Origin of the sequence: uncultured Fibrobacter sp. (assembly GCF_900316465.1) — a bacterium.
In the GTDB taxonomy this organism is placed as follows: Bacteria; Fibrobacterota; Fibrobacteria; order Fibrobacterales; family Fibrobacteraceae; genus Fibrobacter.
Map to the genome: position 1 here is coordinate 105,250 of NZ_ONDD01000004.1, position 16,870 is coordinate 122,119.

Annotated in this window: 16 protein-coding genes; all 16 read left to right on the top strand. The window is 50.6% G+C overall.

Annotated features, from left to right (window positions below; translation table 11 throughout):
• Nucleotides 1–10 precede the first annotated feature (10 nt).
• The 16 genes from QZN53_RS02780 (at nt 11) to QZN53_RS02855 (ending at nt 16,844) form a co-directional block, all read left to right on the top strand.
• Nucleotides 11–1,324, top strand: coding sequence for a sugar MFS transporter (locus QZN53_RS02780; RefSeq protein WP_163437325.1), 1,314 nt, complete (start codon nt 11–13; stop codon nt 1,322–1,324).
• Between the two features lie 34 nt (nt 1,325–1,358).
• Nucleotides 1,359–2,477 carry a hypothetical protein gene (locus QZN53_RS02785; protein WP_163437327.1) on the top strand — a complete coding sequence of 373 codons (1,119 nt, stop codon included), beginning with the start codon at nt 1,359–1,361 and terminating at the stop codon, nt 2,475–2,477.
• Nucleotides 2,478–2,483: 6 nt separating this feature from the next.
• Nucleotides 2,484–3,983, top strand: coding sequence for a uroporphyrinogen-III C-methyltransferase (gene cobA / locus QZN53_RS02790; protein WP_163437329.1), 1,500 nt, complete (start codon nt 2,484–2,486; stop codon nt 3,981–3,983).
• Nucleotides 3,983–4,864 carry an NAD(P)-dependent oxidoreductase gene (locus QZN53_RS02795; protein WP_163437331.1) on the top strand — a complete coding sequence of 294 codons (882 nt, stop codon included), beginning with the start codon at nt 3,983–3,985 and terminating at the stop codon, nt 4,862–4,864. The genes cobA and QZN53_RS02795 overlap by 1 nt, the downstream gene beginning before the upstream one ends.
• Nucleotides 4,865–4,991: 127 nt before the next feature.
• Nucleotides 4,992–5,825, top strand: a complete 834-nt coding sequence (locus QZN53_RS02800) for a hypothetical protein (protein ID WP_163437333.1) — start codon at nt 4,992–4,994, stop codon at nt 5,823–5,825.
• Nucleotides 5,826–5,921: 96 nt separating this feature from the next.
• Nucleotides 5,922–7,412, top strand: coding sequence for a hypothetical protein (locus QZN53_RS02805; protein ID WP_163437334.1), 1,491 nt, complete (start codon nt 5,922–5,924; stop codon nt 7,410–7,412).
• 85 nt (nt 7,413–7,497) lie between these two features.
• Complete coding sequence (gene hemB, locus QZN53_RS02810; RefSeq protein ID WP_163437336.1) at nt 7,498–8,469, top strand: porphobilinogen synthase; 972 nt, start codon at nt 7,498–7,500, stop codon at nt 8,467–8,469.
• On the top strand, nt 8,466–9,752 hold the full coding sequence (gene hemL, locus QZN53_RS02815; protein ID WP_163437339.1) for a glutamate-1-semialdehyde 2,1-aminomutase: 1,287 nt from the start codon (nt 8,466–8,468) through the stop codon (nt 9,750–9,752). Before hemB ends, hemL begins: the two co-directional genes overlap by 4 nt.
• 36 nt (nt 9,753–9,788) lie before the next feature.
• On the top strand, nt 9,789–10,778 hold the full coding sequence (gene nirJ2, locus QZN53_RS02820; protein ID WP_088628803.1) for a putative heme d1 biosynthesis radical SAM protein NirJ2: 990 nt from the start codon (nt 9,789–9,791) through the stop codon (nt 10,776–10,778).
• Nucleotides 10,775–11,284: a tRNA adenosine(34) deaminase TadA gene (gene tadA, locus QZN53_RS02825; RefSeq protein ID WP_294651471.1), complete on the top strand. Its 510-nt coding sequence runs from the start codon at nt 10,775–10,777 to the stop codon at nt 11,282–11,284. Before nirJ2 ends, tadA begins: the two co-directional genes overlap by 4 nt.
• A 30-nt stretch (nt 11,285–11,314) precedes the next feature.
• On the top strand, nt 11,315–12,145 hold the full coding sequence (locus QZN53_RS02830) for a hypothetical protein (protein ID WP_163437341.1): 831 nt from the start codon (nt 11,315–11,317) through the stop codon (nt 12,143–12,145).
• A 74-nt stretch (nt 12,146–12,219) separates the two neighbouring features.
• Nucleotides 12,220–12,867 (top strand): hypothetical protein, encoded by a 648-nt coding sequence (locus QZN53_RS02835; RefSeq protein ID WP_249268871.1) that lies wholly within the window; start codon nt 12,220–12,222, stop codon nt 12,865–12,867.
• Nucleotides 12,868–12,880: 13 nt separating this feature from the next.
• Nucleotides 12,881–13,789 (top strand): hypothetical protein, encoded by a 909-nt coding sequence (locus QZN53_RS02840; protein ID WP_163437343.1) that lies wholly within the window; start codon nt 12,881–12,883, stop codon nt 13,787–13,789.
• Nucleotides 13,790–13,805: 16 nt separating this feature from the next.
• Nucleotides 13,806–15,542, top strand: coding sequence for a fimbrial protein (locus QZN53_RS02845; RefSeq protein ID WP_163437345.1), 1,737 nt, complete (start codon nt 13,806–13,808; stop codon nt 15,540–15,542).
• Between the two features lie 2 nt (nt 15,543–15,544).
• Nucleotides 15,545–16,180 carry an OmpA family protein gene (locus tag QZN53_RS02850; RefSeq protein WP_163437346.1) on the top strand — a complete coding sequence of 212 codons (636 nt, stop codon included), beginning with the start codon at nt 15,545–15,547 and terminating at the stop codon, nt 16,178–16,180.
• Nucleotides 16,181–16,190: 10 nt separating this feature from the next.
• Nucleotides 16,191–16,844: a hypothetical protein gene (locus tag QZN53_RS02855; RefSeq protein ID WP_163437348.1), complete on the top strand. Its 654-nt coding sequence runs from the start codon at nt 16,191–16,193 to the stop codon at nt 16,842–16,844.
• Nucleotides 16,845–16,870: the final 26 nt, after the last annotated feature.

Sequence of the window (16,870 nt, forward strand, 5' to 3'; positions counted from 1 at the left end):
GGTGTAGCGCTTGCTTTTACTCGTTGTCATATACGCGGCCTTTATTGGCCTAGGGCTCCCTGATACGGTGCTTGGGGCGGCATGGCCCCTAATGCAGCATGACCTGAATGCGCCTCTTTCGGCGGCGGGGCTCTTGTCGATCATTGTAAGTGTGGGAACGATTGTTTCTAGCTTGTGGACTCCGGCACTTTTGCGTTTGATGGGGACTGGCAAGCTTGTCTTTATAAGCATTGCGCTTACGGCGGTGGCTTCGTTCGGTTACGGATTTTCGACGACATTTTGGATGATGTGCCTGTTCGCCATTCCCATGGGAATCGGGGCGGGGGCGATTGATGTCGCAATGAACAATTTTGCAGCCATTTATTTGGAATCGAAACACACGAGTTGGCTGCATGCCAGTTGGGGCGTTGGGGCGTGTCTTGGCCCGGCTCTGTTTTCGATTTCGGTGGTGACGGGTGTCGGCTGGCGTGGAACCTACGACATGGTCGCCTTGCTGCTTGCGGTGATTGCCGCAATGATGCTTATAACGCTCCCTATTTGGAAAAAGACGGAAAAGCGCGATGACTCGCAGCAGGCGCCTGCGGTAAAGGATATCTCGCTGTGGGCGGCGCTCAAGGTGCCTGGAATGAAGCTTTCTTTCTGGGTGTTCTTCTTTTATTCATCGCTTGAAATTTCCACAAGTCTTTGGTGCGGTACTTACTTGGTGGCCCGCGGCTTTGAACCTGAAATCGGGGCAATCGCGGTTTCGCTCATGTTTGCCTCTGTCATGATTGGGCGCATTTTGAGTGGCTTTTTCGCTATTAAGTTTACGGATATGCGCTTGGTGCATGCGGGCATTGCCATCGTGGTGCTAGGCTGTCTTGTTCTGGTATTGCCTTTGCCGCTCTGGTTTACGCCGGTGTGTATTTGTCTGCTTGGGCTCGGTTGCGCTCCGGTGTATCCGTCACTTATTCATGCGACTCCTGCGCGATTTGGCGAAGAACTTTCGGGTCGCGCCATCAGTATTCAAATGGCGGGTTCTTATGTAGGCTCCATTCTGATGCCGCCTGCGTTTGGACTTGTAGCCATCAAGACATCTGTGATTGTGTGGCCGGTGGCGTTAGCGTTGTTTGTGGGTTGTCTTTTGCTGTGTGTATGCTTGCTCGATTATGTGACTCGCAAAAAGTTACATAATGCTTTCGCGACCGAGCGAATCAAGGACATTTTGCACCAAGTCGAGAAAATGGCGGAACTGCGCCGAAGGCTCCGTAAGGAACGCCGTCGGGAACGCCGGAAAAACAAGCTGAAACAAGCGCGAATCAAACGAAAGCTGGACCGCCATTAAATAGGGTACGGCGTCTTTTTCTACATTTGGTCTCATGGCAAAGAAGAAAAAGGTATGGAAATCTCCTGCTATGGCACAGGCCATGCGCAGCAAAGAAGACAAACTCCGTGAAACGCTTACGCAGATTGTAAGTGGACAGAGCAGACTTTTACACCGCCCCGAAGAATTGTACGAGGCGATTGCAAACGGCATTGACGATATCGAAAACTTCAAGAATCCGAAGGATCAGCTGGAACTTTTGGCTTGGACACTGCGTACCGATTTTATTTCGTTCAAGGCCGATACTGACGAAGAAAAGGAATATTGGGACAACCTCTTTTACGATGCCGGAACGTTCTTTGTGGAACTGGCATCGCAGTATACCGACAAGGATTATGTCGCGGACTTGATTCATGACCTCGCCATGCGCCATGTGGGTGGTGAAGGCCGCTCGGTGGTGTTCCTGAGTGTTGAAGAAATTTTGCCCAAGGAACGCGCGCAGGCTTTGCTCGAAGAACTGATCAACAAGGTTACTGAAGTTGACCAGGGCAACCGCGAAGATATTCTGGATGCTATTTGCGATATGGCTGATTCTATCAAGGATGCGGCGAACTTTGCGAAGGCAGCCCTCCTCAAGGATCCGGACAAGAGCAATGCGACGCTCATCGACATTGCAAACGCTCAGTTTATGGCGGGGAATATCGAACTGGCCAAACAGTGGCTCGGCGATGTGCGCAACCCCGGCTCCGAAGACGAAGAAGCGTATCTGGATTTGCAGGCCGCCATTGCCGACAAGGAAGGTCGCAAGTCTGACTGCATCAAGATTGCTCGCACCCTGTACGAGACTTTCCCGAAGGTGATGAACCTCGGGCGTTTGGCCGCCTTCTTGCCCGATGCTGAGGCCGACCGCGTGCTCAAGGAACATGAACAGTTCCGTAACGGCAATACGGCGAACCTTGAATTTATGCAGTTGCTTGCCGGTATGAAACGTTACGAACAGCTTTCGGGTTACGTGGACCGTTTTGAAAAGGACTTGACGACGCTCGATGCCGAAGAACTGACGGACCTTGCTGATGCAATCGAAAAAGACGGCCAGAAGGCTCTTGCCGACCACATTCGCGACTGGATTGTGGAAGAACCTGAAGACGCACAAGCCTTTGATGATAAGGATTAAGTTCTGATGGCGAATTTTGGTCATGTTTACTTGATTGGTGCAGGTCCTGGCGATCCGGGACTCTTGACAATTCGCGGAAAAGAAATCCTGGAACGCGCCGACGTGGTGGTGTACGACCGCCTGGTTTCTCCGGCGATTCTTGGAATGTGCAATTCAAAGGCGAAGATGGTCGATGTGGGCAAAATGCCGACGCACCACAAGGTGAAACAGTCCGAAATCAACAAGCTTCTGGTGCAATTTGCGCAGGAATACCCGCAGGGCATTATTGCTCGCTTGAAGGGTGGTGATCCGTTTGTGTTCGGGCGTGGTGGCGAAGAAGCTTTGGAACTGGTGGCAGCCGGTGTCGAATTCGATGTGGTGCCGGGTATTACCTCGGCGATTTCGGTGCCGGCTTACGCGGGCATTCCCGTAAGCCATCGCGGCATTGCGACAAGTTTCCACATTATCACTGGCCACGAAAAGGCTGAGTCGAACGGCGAACTCTCTCTCGACTTTGAAAATCTCGCGAAGTGCCAGGGCACCCTCATTTTCTTGATGGGCATTGCCAACATGGACTTTATCGCCAAGCGCCTTATGGAATGTGGCAAGGACCCGAAGACTCCGCTTGCCTTTATCGAAAAGGGAACCACGCCGTACCAGCGTACGGTCATGGCAACGCTTGAAACAGCGGGGGAGACGATTGTCCGCGAAAATGTGACGGCTCCCGCGATTACGATTATGGGCGGTGTCGTTGAACTCGGCAAGACTCTCGCTTGGAAAAAGAATTTGCCGCTTTCGGGCAAGCGTCTGGTGGTGACTCGCGCCGCCAAGCAGGCTAGCGGAATTACAGCCCGCCTTACGGCTCTCGGTGCCGAAGTCATCGAAACCCCGATGATTGAAACGCGTGCGGTTGAGGGTTCGTTCAATTGGGCTGACCTCGCGAACTTTGATGTACTCGCTTTCACAAGCACGAACGGTGTTGAATCTTTCTTTACGCAGTTGCTTGCTTCTGGCAATGACATTCGCATTCTAGCTGGCAAGAAAATTGCAAGTGTGGGGAAGATTACTGAAAAGAAACTGCTGGAATATGGCATCCGCTGCGATTACGTGCCCGAAGACCATACCGGCGAAGGCCTCGGAAAGCTGCTGGCCGAAAAATGCTCCGCAGGCGAACTAGATGCATCCCGCATCTTGTTGCTACAGGGCAATCTCGCTGATGACACTCTGCTGAGACTTTTACCGCAGGCAACCCGCTGGGTCGTTTACGAAACGCTCCCGGTCGCTGAACTCCCTGAATGGAAGCGCGAAGCCGTTGAATCTGCCGATGCCATTGTCTTTGCCAGCACCAGCGCCGTTGAGAACTACGTTAAGATGACGGATGCGCGACCTCGCACCTCGTTCTGCATCGGTCGCATGACTGAATCCGCCGCCCGCAAGCATGGCTTTGAAACTGTCACCTCCGACGAAACCACCATGGATTCTCTCGTCAAGAAAATCGCGGAATATTACGCAGGGGGGCGTGCATAATGAAGGCAATCCTGATTATCGCGCATCACTGCATTTTGCCGGGGGCCTACAAGGGCTTCGAAGAAATCATGGATAAACTGCACCATGATTTGCCCGGTACGCGCGTGGCAAGCACGAGCCTGTTGGATTTGGAAAATGACTTGCGCACGCTCTTACGCGAAGATGTGGAATCGGTGACGCTTTTGCCGTACTTGCTGCTGAACGGTCAGCATACCAAGAATGACGTGCCCAAGGTAGTGGCGCATTTGCAAGCTGAATTCCCGCAGATTCCGATTACGCTTTTGCCTTGTCTTGGCGACTGGAAAGAATTTGCCGACATGGTTGTGGATGGTATTCGTTCTGCCCAGAAGAAAACTGAACCCGTCATTGCGAGCGAAGCGAAGCAATCTACGCCATCACAGAATCGATCCCTCTTTTCCATCGAACTGAATCTCGAAGGCAAGAATGTTCTCGTGGTGGGCGGAGGCCGCATTGCCCTTCGCAAGGTGAAAACACTTTTGCCCACGGGAGCCCGCATTACCGTAGTCGCCCCGCAGTTCGATCCGGAATTTGCTGCGATACCGTCTCTCGTCTTGAAAAATCGTCCCTACGAGCCGCTTGACCTCCGCGGAATCTTTATGGTCTTCATTTGCACCGACCAGCCCGCGGTCAATGCCCAGGTTAGCAACGATGCCCGTGCTCGCCGTATCTTGGTCAATAACGCCTGCGACTACCTTGACGGCGACTTTATCGTGCCCGCCCGCATGGATTTTGGCGAAAATATCGCCGTAACGGTCTCCACCCAGGGCCGCGCCCCTTCGCTCGCCAAAAAACTTAAACAGAAAATTCAATCTGATTGGGCCGAAGGTCTCGAACAAATTGAACGAAATTTCGACAAATAAGGCGTTTTCCTCCTAAAATCAATTGTGATAAATATCACCCATATTCCAAGTTGGAATATGGGGCTGCGTTCTTTTTTCTTTACAAGAGTATAGTTTTTTGAAATAAAATTATAACAAGGGGCGCAATATGAAAAAAATGCTATTCGTAGCCATGGCTATCTCCATGGGTTTAATGATCGGTTGTGGTGACGATTCTTCCACAAGTCCGAGCAATTCCACAAACATAAATGGAAACTCCACTGAATCTGTCGCGGCATTTTTCCCGACTGGCTACAATACGGCAGATGTGGTAGCCTGGTATGCCACCGATATCGAAACCTTCCAAGATGATGAAATGCTCAAAAAGACTGTTGATGCTGTCTACTTGTTTAAGGATGGCACGTTCCTTGCAACGGAATCTAAGTTAAAAGTAAAAGATGGCAAAACGAAGTTTTCTAATGGGGTCGCGACTACGGGAACTTGGTCCGGTTCCGATGATTTTGAAAACGGAGTTTTCCAGATTTCGTACAATATGGAAGGCCAAAATATAACGTTGCCTCTTCAGGTTGAGAATGGCTCTATGACCATTAGTCCTGATGGCGGTCGTGGAATGACATTTAAGCTGAAAAAGTCCAGTGTGCCTACACCGTCTAATGAAGTAAACACCGAGGTGAAGAGCGATTCTGAGGATGAAACTCCGCAGAATGTAGAGCCCGGTTCGATAGATGTAAAATGCAATGTGACAACCGAAGGAAACTCTGTGATTGTGAGAGGCTCGGCTACAGGTGAGTCTTTTAGCGAGTCCTTTGTGTCGACAATGACTTTAGATGGTGACAAGATTTATCTTAGAGACGAATCATCTGAGGGTGTTGCTTTAGATACCGTTCCTAGTTATGGGTACACTCTTTCTGATATTGCCGCTGATTCCGAGGCAAAGTGCGAAGAATTGAAGCATATGGATTATTCTGATTTCTTTGATTGATTCTAAAAGCCCAATATTCTGAATTGGAGTATTGGGCTTTGTGCTTTTTTTTGAAAAAGAGTATATCTTGTAAAATAACTTAACAAGGGGAGCTATATGAAAAAAGTACTATTCCTAGCCATGGCTATCTCTATGGGTTTAATGATCGGTTGTGGCGATAGCTCTTCCGATTCTCCTACAAATCCGAACACCAAAGACGACTATGGTACAGACGTCAGTGATAAGACTGGATCTGTAACGGCGTTTTTCCCCGCTGAGCGCAGTACAAGCGATGTGGTGGCATGGTATGCAACTGATGTCGAGACCGAAAGTCGAGAAGGAGTGACGCTGACTTATGTGTCTGCGGTATACTTGTTTAACGACGGCTCCTTTATTGTAACGGAAAGCCAATTGAGAGATTCTAAAGGCTACCATAAGGGTGTCGTTGCTGAAGGAGGTTGGTCCTCCGAAGGCTCCGATTACAGCAATGGAACCATTGAAATCACGATGAATGGCAATAAACTCCCGCTCGAAATCAAGAATGGAAAGTTCTCGATCAATCCCGATGGCGAGGGGGAAATGCACTACACTCTCATGAAATCGGATGTACCGAAGCCGAGTAATGGCGGAAGTGGTGTAGAAGACAACAGCAAAGTCGTGGAACAAAGCCGCAACGGGACTGAAGAACAGCTTGAAAAAGCGAAGTTGCTTATTCAGGGTTCCGGAGCAGAAGCTGCGGAGGGAATAGCCTTTGAAATTGCTGAACCGGAATGGGAACAAGTTGGCGTAGTGTATAAGGCTGTTTATACAATTACGGTAGCTTGGGATGACGAAAAATTCGCAATTGACGATTCTGAAAATGCGATAGGAATCGGTCAGTACCCGGTACACGCCATTGGTGTGCAGGAAGAGTCCTTGCCGCGTGATTGGAATAATAACGAGTGGGATCTTCTGAATATCTCTCGTGGAGAAAATTCGGTAACGGTAACCATTTCCCAGAAGATTGATAACCTGAAAATTGCTCGCGCTTATGTTGTCGGTCAGTATAAGGGAAAACTCTTGACGTTGTACAGCAAGGCTTTCTTCATTATTCCTCCGGGAACCGAAGTTGAGGGCTATACCTCTTCTCCGGCTGTTTCGTCCGATAACCCACTTGATGTAGAGGAAGACAATCCTAGTGAAGAAGATGAAGATATTCCGGGCATTGAATCTTACAGCAGTGCTTTTGGTCCGTTCTTTCCTGTTGGTTACGAAGCGGAAGATGTGGCTGCGTGGTACTTGACTGAATATGAAGAAGATGGTGAGTTCCCGAGTTCCCACATTGAAACCGTTTATCTTTTTAAAAATGGAACATTCCTGGTGACCAAGACTCGTTTGAAAAGAGGTGAAATCACGCGCCGTATTACGGCTCAAGGTGAATACAGCGTTGAGAAAGAAAATGATTTCTTGAATAATGTTGTGAATGTTACTATTGTAGAAAACGGAGAATCCATTTCCGTTGAAGGTACAATTGAAGATGGTAAACTGTCGGCGCCGATGAGCTCCTATGTTTATACTTACATGAAGGAACCTGCGACATCTCTTATGAGCCGCGAACCTACAGAATAGAACTTTGGAAATGAGACTTGAAAAAGTGGGGCTGATGTAAATTGGCCTTTTTTTTTATATTGTAGGTGAAATAAGGAACTAAGCAATGATTATACGTCCACGTCGCTTACGCAAGAATGCAACAATCCGCAACATGGTGGCAGAAACCGCCGTGAATCCCGATTCTCTCGTTTACCCGATGTTCGTGGTCGAAGGGGAGAATGTCAAGGAAGAAATTCCTTCGATGCCGGGCCAATATCGCTTTAGCATTGATGAAATCCTGAAGGAACTGGAAAACTGTGTGGCGGTGGGCGTCAAGTCCATCTTGCTTTTTGGCATTCCCAGCTACAAGGATGAAATGGCTTCGTCTGCTTATGACGATGACGGAATTGTGCAGCGTGCGGTTCGCTCGATTAAGGCGCATTTCCCGGACTTGTACGTAATTACCGACGTTTGTCTTTGTGAATACATGAGTCACGGTCACTGCGGGATTGTTAAGGATGACGGCGATGTCGATAACGATCCGACGCTTGAACTGTTGGCAAAGACGGCGCTTTCGCATGCCGAAGCCGGTGCAGACATGGTAGCTCCGAGCGACATGATGGATGGCCGTGTGGCAGCGATTCGTGAAAAACTAGATGAAAAAGGTTTTGCGAATTTGCCGATTATGGCTTACAGTGCCAAGTTTGCGAGCGCTTACTATGGCCCGTTCCGCGATGCCGCTGATTCCGCTCCGCATTTTGGTGACCGCAAGAGTTACCAGATGGATGTTCGCAATGGTCGCGAAGCCTTGCACGAAGTGGAACTTGATTTGGAAGAAGGAGCCGATATTGTGATGGTTAAGCCTGGGCTTGCCTTCCTCGATGTTTTGCGCGAAACGGCTGAAATGAGCAATGTGCCTGTGGCTGTTTACAACGTGAGTGGCGAGTATTCCATGGTCAAGGCTGCTGCCCAAAACGGTTGGATCAACGAAGACGCGATTATCCGTGAAAACCTGATTGCATTCAAGCGTGCCGGAGCCGATATCATTATTACTTACCATGCCAAAGAAGCTCTTGAAAAAGGGTTGTTGAAATGAATCATTCTTTGAGCGAAAAGCTTTTTGCCGAAGCCAAGGGTCTGATGCCCGGTGGCGTGAATAGCCCGGTTCGTGCCTATAGCAATGTGGGGGCGACGCCTCCGTTTATCAAGCGTGCCAAGGGTAGCCACATTTACGATGTGGACGGTAACGATTACATCGATTACGTGGGCAGCTGGGGCCCGATGCTTTTGGGACATGCTCATGATGCCGTGATTAAGGCGGTGGCTGATACGGCCCAGAATGGTTTGAGTTTTGGTGCTCCTTGCGGACTGGAATCGGAACTTGCGAAGCTCGTGATGGAACTTGTTCCGAGTGTCGAGATGATTCGCATGGTCAATAGCGGTACTGAAGCGACCATGAGTGCGATTCGTGCGGCGCGTGGTTTCACGGGCCGCGACAAGATTGTCAAGTTTGAGGGCTGCTACCACGGCCATAGCGATAGCTTGCTGATTAAGGCGGGCTCGGGTATGCTTACCACCGGTAAGCCGAGCAGCAAAGGCGTGCCGGCGGATTTGGCCAAGTACACGCTGACGCTGCAATACAATGACGTGGCCGGCGTACACGAATTGTTTGATAAGATTGGCGACGAAATTGCAGGCGTCATTGTAGAACCCGTGGCCGGCAATATGGGCGTGGTGCCCGCGAAGCCGGAATTCTTGAAGGTTCTTTCCGAAGAAACCAAGAAGCATGGCGCTCTCTTGATTGTAGACGAAGTCATGACCGGTTTCCGCGTCGGAATTCACTGCGCTCAGGGGCTTTATGGCATCAAGCCGGATCTGACCACCTTCGGTAAGATTATTGGCGGCGGCATGCCGGTAGGCGCTTATGGCGGCCGCTTGGATGTGATGCAGCAGATTGCGCCTCTTGGTGGAATTTACCAGGCGGGAACCTTGTCGGGTAATCCGGTGGCGATGGCAGCTGGTCTTGCTACGATGCGCGAATTGGATTCGCACCCCGAATATTATGTCCGCGCCGAAAATAGCACCAAGAAGTTGATTGCGGGCCTGCAGGATGCGGCAAAGTCGGCCGGAATTCCGCTAGCTACAAACCAGGTGGGTTCCATGGGCTGTATCTTCTTTACCGAAGGTCCCGTCACCTGCTTTGCAGACGTGCAAAAGTCCGATTTGGAACTGTTCCGCAGGTATTTCCTCGGCATGCTCGACGAAGGTATTTACCTTGCCCCGAGCCAGTTCGAGGCGATTTTTGTGAGTGCGGCCCATACTGATGAAGATATCGACCGTACCATTGAAGCTGCCCGCAAGGTTTTCAAGTCGCTGTAATTTCTATTTTTGGGCTTCGAAAAATTGAGGATTTAAATGATTGTATCTTGGATGACCACCAACAAGTGTAACTTGACCTGCAAACACTGCTACCAGGACGCAGGTGAGAACAAGGCTGCCGAACTCACGACCGCCGAGGCCATGAAGCTGATCGACGAAATCGCGAAGGCGGGGTTCAAGATTATGATCTTTAGCGGTGGCGAACCGATGACTCGCCCCGACATTGTGGACCTGGTTGCCCATGCTTCGAGCAAGGGACTTCGCCCGGTGTTCGGTACCAATGGTACGCTCATTACCCACGATTTGGCTTTCAAGCTGAAGGCTGCCGGTGCCATGGCCATGGGTATTAGCATCGATAGTATCGATCATGACCGTCACAATGATTTCCGCGGTCTCCCGAACGCATTCGAGCTCACGATGATGGGTATTGAAAACTGCAAGGCGGCAGGCCTCCCGTTCCAGATTCATACGACGATTATGGACTGGAACCAGAACGAAATTTTCGACATCATGGACTGGGTCAAGGAAATCGGTGCCGTAAACCACCAGATATTCTTCCTCATTCCCGTGGGTCGCGGCAAGGAAATCGAAGGCCATGCGCTGCGCGTTGCTGAATACGAGGGACTTCTCCGCAAGATTATGGAAAAGAGCCGTACGCTCGGCATCCCGGTAAAGCCCACGTGTGCTCCGCAATTCCTGCGCATTGCTGACCAACTCGACATCAAGACGCGTTACAGCCGCGGCTGCCTCGCTGGCCTGGATTACTGCATCGTAAGCCCCATTGGCAAGGTGCGCCCCTGCGCCTACATGATGGAAGAGGCTGGCGATGTGCATGACACGCCTTTCGACGAAATCTGGGCGAATGCCGAAGTGTTCAAGAAACTCCGCACCAAGGCTTACGCCGGTGCCTGTGGCAAGTGCAAGTTCAATGACCGTTGCGGCGGTTGCCGTGCTCGTGCTGCCTACTACCACGATGGCGACTACATGCAAGAAGACTCCTACTGCGCTTACGGGAGAGGCCTGTGAGTTTCACTGCCGACGACGAAAAGTTTATGCGCATGGCTCTCCGCGAAGCGGAGAAGGCTTTTGACGAAAAGGAAATCCCTATCGGTTGCGTTATCGTGAAAGATGGGGTAGTTATCGGGAAAGGCCACAATCAGATTGAAATGCTCAAAGACGCTACCGCCCACGCCGAAATTTTGTCGATCGGGACGGCGGCAAGCAGCCTTGAAAATTGGCGCTTGGATGGCTGTACCTTGTATGTGACTCTTGAACCCTGCCCGATGTGCGCAGGAGCCATCCTCAATAGCCGTGTTTCCCGTGTGGTCTATGGTTCCCCGGACACCCGTTTCGGCGGCTGTGGCACGACGATTGACGTAATTTCGAACAACGCTCTCAAACGCGAAGTTGAAGTGGTTGGAGGCCTTCTTGCCGACGAATGTTTAGGCATTTTAAAGGCTTTTTTTCAAAAGATGCGGCTGGAAAAAGGCGATAGCGGCAACAAGGGTGAATTTCAAGGTTCCGCTAGCTAAGTTTAGCCGACTATTTACTACATTCTAAACATGAATTTCTTAAAGCTTTTTACGAGCGCTAGCGCTCTTTTTGCCCTTTGTGCCTGTGACGGAAATGAGTTTGTTCTTTCGTTCAACACTCAGAATGCTCCCCAGCAGACATATTTCCTCGAATCATCCTTGAACGCGATCCTCCCGACGACGGATTCTGTATCCGGAACGCCCGAAGCGATGAATACGCACCTCAATGTCCGTGCGACCAATTCACTTTTGACCGCGTATGACGATGGCTCTGCCAAGTTCCAGCTCAAAATAGACTCCGTGGACTACAAGTCCGACAAGCGTACGGTCGAAGAATTCCGCAGCATGGAACGCTACATGTCTACCGAACATTTCCAGTTCAAGATGGCAAAAGATGGCGATATTCGCGATGCTGTCATCGAAGATTCGGTGATGCTTGGGACTGAGGCTTTGGACCTTATCCGCATTTTCCTCAAGGTGCAGCCGCTTTTGCCGGGTAAGCCGGTCAAACTGGGTGAAACTTGGGACCGTCAGGTCGAAATCCCGGGTACATCTAAAAAGACGGTGGTGTACAAGTCCTTTACGCTTGAAGACCATTACGTTCATGATGGTGTCCAGATGGCCAAGATTGGCATGAACATCAAGTACAAGGAACTTGCAGATTCGACCTCTGACTTGCGCATGGAAAGCAAGGGCTTTATTGTAGGTACAGGAACAATCCTGTTCGATATGACGCATGGTGCAATTTCGAGTGTGAAAATGGAATTGTCTGGCGACCTGAGTGTTAACGATATTGTCGCTGACAACGTGATTCCCGATATGCATGTGATTCAGAAAATCAAGCTGAGGAGTGAATTTTGATTTTAGGCTTTAAAAAATGGTCGGGGTTAGCCTTAACGTCGCTCTTGTTTGCCTGTGTTGCGGTGGCAGGGGAGATGCCCTTTCCGCCAATTGAAAATGGCAAGGTAAAACTAGTGGTGGCGGATAGCCCTTACTTGTTGGAACAGGGGGCTGTTTTCTCTGCAAAGGATACCCTGGAAATTGAACCGGGTGTCACGGTGCTTATGGGCGAATATGCAAAGCTCATGTTCCGCGGCTCGGTAAAGATTATCGGTACTGATGCGGCTCCTGTGGTCTTCAAGAGCGCTGATTCCGTCAAGAGCTGGAACGGTGTTCATTTTGTGTCGGCCAACCGCCCGTTCGAAATCAAGAACTTGATCATTGAAAATGCTTTCCGCAATACGGTGTTCCGTTCCAAGGGCATTTTCGAAAACGTGAAATTCGTGAACAACTACTACGGCCTCTGGATTGACGATGTGCCCGAAGTTTTCTTGGCTCGTTGCGAATTCGTGCGCAACCGTTTCGCACTTTCGATTCGTGCAGGCCAGGTGGTCTCTGCCGATACCAAGATCAGCGACAATGTTTACGGTCTTTATCTTGAACCCGGTGGAAAGTTTGATGGCGACAAGAGCTTAATCAAGGATAACCTTGAAGCCGATGTCCGCAACGAAGCCGAAGAACTTGCCGCACAGGGCAAGCGCGTGAACAGGAATATTTGGCATCGTATTGAAACAGCTTTCTAAGAGGTTGATTTAAGTGCAAGAAGCTTTTCGCAGGTCCATACGCAAGATGACGGGCAATAGCGTCCGTCTATCGGTATGCCCGAACCGCTCGACGATGGTGGCGACACTTTCGCAGTCGATGATGGTGACCTGGTCGATTGTGTTGCATGAACACTTGGATGCCATGATGAACGATCCGGCGGTAAACGTCGGAACGACGGAACTGATTTCTTTCAGTGAAACGGCCTGGAAATTGGCTGATTCCAGTTTCCCGCAGATCATTGCGGACGCCAACAAACTGTACGATGAATTCCGCACCAAGTGGATGCAGCGCTTTTCGACAGACGAAGTGATGCGCTTGTTGCTTGAAGGCGGTGACTTCTTGCATCACGACGAAGAAAAGGGCTGGGCTCTCACGGTCAAGAATAACAAGCAAGACATCAATGCTTTTTATTCGGCGACGATTCACTTGCTGGTGAGCGACGCCGAACCGTTGTTCGTCCGCATGCATGGCCGCGTCATGCAGTTGCAGGAAAAGTTATGCAAGTATTGGCACTCCGAAAGCGCCGTGGATGCGGTGTCCAAACTGCTCCCCAGTTTGGAAGCGTCGCTCCGCGATAAAGAAAACGCCATGGTCGTTTCGCTTCGTAGTTCGCTAAATACGCTTGCGAAGAAACGCTTTGCCGCAGCCTTCAATACCAAGAGCCCTGCACACTATTACAGTTCTGCAGCCTCTTGCGCCCGTAATGTGGGCCGTTTCTGGAATCCGCACTACGCTTACGAAAACGGCTTCCTTGCCTTTACCGATGATTTTTGTGATTATGCCCGCGGGCTTACCCTTCAGATTATTGAATGGTACCAGAGCAAGTGGGCTTTGTTCTTGCGCGGATTCTCGCGCGGTCAATTGAATTTGTTCGAAACAACAGGCCCTACAAGGTCTTAAAAGATGCAGGTATGAAATGAAAAATGCATTCCAGATAATTTTAGCGCTTACCATCGTAGGACTCCTTGCCCTTGTGGTTGCCGCCTTCTATTTTGGCGCTCCGCTCTTTGGCTGGATTATCATGGCGGCCATTTTTGCCGTGTTTATCGGAGAACAACTTGTCGCTCTCAAGATGGTGAAGCAGATTGCTGCTGAAACGGAAATTCTGGAAACTTGCGAAAAGCGTGGTGGCTATGTGAATGGTGATGGCGTAGTCGCAAAGCGTGTCGCTCTTGCCCGTAATTTGCTTGCCAAGAACATCCGCCTCGATTCTTCGATGGCCTACGAAGTGCTTTCGAATAGCGTTGATATTGCTGTTCCGAAGAGTGCCGGCGGTACGGTGATTCTGCTCGGTTTGATGGGTACTTTCTTTGGTCTCATGTATTCTGTGGCAACGGCAGGCGGTGCAATCGACAATTCCACGACGCAGGGGACGCTCGATACCATCCAGCTCTTGTTCCAGAACATGAAGGGTATTTTCGGTACTAGCCTTTGTGGTTTGTTTGCCGCCTTGATTCTGAATGCTAGCCGCAACATGATGGTGTCCGCCCGCGACTCTTTTGTCGCTCGCCTTGATGCCTTGACTCTCGATTTGCAGGGTGCTGCCGGCGATGGTAGCGAAGAAGCCCAGGCTCAGACGGAATTGGAACGCCTGTTCGATTCTGTTGAAAAGAATCTCTCTGTTGTCGCCTCTTCTGTCAAGGAAGGCCTTTCCGGCGTTGTCGCCATGGTGGGTGACGAACTTTCTTCCATGACGACGAAGTTGAACGAATCCCTTGCCAATGTTTCTCAGAACATGAACAAGGCTGTCGAAAACTTGGGCCCCTCTGTCAAGGATTCCCTGTCGGGCGCATTCACTCCGATGGAACAGAATATCAAGACGCTTTCTGCTTCTGTGGAATCGATCCCGGGTAAGCTTGACGAAAAGTTGAACGGTATTTCTTCGACGCTCAAGGCTTCTCTTGAAGGTGTTTCGAACAATGTTGAAACGGCTCTCTCTAAGGTGGCTTCCGATGTGAAGGCCGGTCTCGATGGAGTTGCTTCTGCAACGGAATCGGCCATGAACGACTCTACGAAGAATGTGGCTGCTGCCGTGGCCGATCAGGTCAAACAGTCTGGCGACCAGTGGAAAGCCTTCATGGAACGTCTTGCCGCCGAAACTTCTGCCAATGTCGACAGCCAGAAAGAAGGCCTCGAAACCCTCAAGAATGTTGCCTTGCAGGTGGCCGAAAAGGCTCAGGCCGGTTCTGCCGAACTTAGCAATTCCGTGGCTGAAAAGCTTTCTGCCCTTTCTTCCGACATTCTCGGCGCCTTCCAGAAACTTTCCGAAACTTCTGCCGTGCTGCTCGAAGCCCAGAAGGCCCTTACCGAAAGCATTGACAACCGCGTGGTCAAGGAAAAGGAAGCGACGGATGCGCTTGGCGGAAACATTGTGGAAACCGCAGAACTCATGCGCGTGAACCAGTCCGAACTCAGCGCAAACCTCGAAATGCTTCGCGCTGGTCTCGAAACGATTCTCGAAAAGCTATCTGGCGATACCGCAGAACGCGACGACGAAGAAAGCTTTGTGGAACACCTCAACCAGTCTCTGGAAGCCTTCCACGAACGCGCAAGCGAAGTGCTTATGGAAAACGCGGTCAAGACGCAGGAAATCTTGCTCGAAGTCTTGGAACAGACGCAACGTTCTATTCAGCAGCCTAAGGTCGAGGGCTAAGCATGCGCTTTAAGAAAGACGAAAACAGCAATCCTTGGATGGCGTACACGGACTTGGGTGTTGCCCTGGTTTCGTTGTTCATCCTTGCGTTTGTGGCGATGGCGACCCTGAAGGAACAAAAGGCCGAAGACCTTACCCGTACCGAAGAAGAAGTCTTGACTTGCCAGGAGCAGATGCGTAAAATTGCGGCCGAACGCAATGCGCTCTTGTCCAAGAGCTTGCAGACTTCCATCGAAGCGGGCCTTATCGCTCTCGAAGATGGCAAAATTCAGATTCAGGCTTCCTTCCTTTTCCCGATTAACGGCGCCGACCTTACCAAAGAAGGTGAGGGCGTGATTCGTGGCATTAGCAAGGGCCTTTTGGAAGCACTTGATTCTACTGACGTGATTATGGTGAGCGGCTTTACTGACGATACTCCGGTGAAGTCCAAGACTTATACCAACTGGAACCTTTCTACCGAACGTGCCGTGAACGTGGTCAAGACTTTGATTGCGCAGGGGTTCCCGCCTGACAGGCTCTTTGCCGCAGGCTTTGGCGAACACATGCCCAAGTACCCCAACGACAGCGAAGAACATCGTCGTTTGAACCGTCGCGTAGAAATCGGTGTGACCCCGCTCCAGAAGACGACGCAGGAGTAATTAGGTTTTTATGCAGGAACGCTTGGAAACATTGCGTACGGGAATCGATGCTATCCGCAAGAGCGGAAAGCTGCCCCATTGGCGTATGGTCTATGCCGAAAACCTGCTGAATCGTGCCGGAGAATATTTGGCGGTTGACAGGCTCCCTGAAGCGAACATGGTGGCCGACAAATTGGATCGCTGGATCAAGACGCATACACCGCGTGTCGATTCCTCTGAACGATTCTCCGAAAATCCCATGGTTTTCTGGAATGCGGAAATGCTTTTGGGCATGTCTGCCAAATTGAAGCAGACCTTGCTTGAAAAACGTCAGCTCGTTCCTGCAACGGAACGTGAATCAACGATTCGTCGCTTGACTCTTGTCGAAGGCTGGATTCGCGAAGGCCAGCTTTTGCAGGCCCACGATGAACTTCTGGCCCTCCGTACGGCGCTTATTGCCCGCTTGAGGCGTAGTTTCCGTGCCCGTCTGGTCGCTACCGACTTGTATCATGGCTCGGTACAGCCTGCCGGAAGTTTGGTTGGCCCGTACAATGCATTGCATACGCTCGAAGAAACCTTCCATGTGGTGGGCGAGCGTGACCCGATTTGGATTGAAGACTTCCTTGAAATATATAATGACCTGTTCCGTGTGGTGGAACGCCTCGTTCCTCAAGATAAAAAATGAGTCTAAAAAAAGAGCTCCCGAAGGAG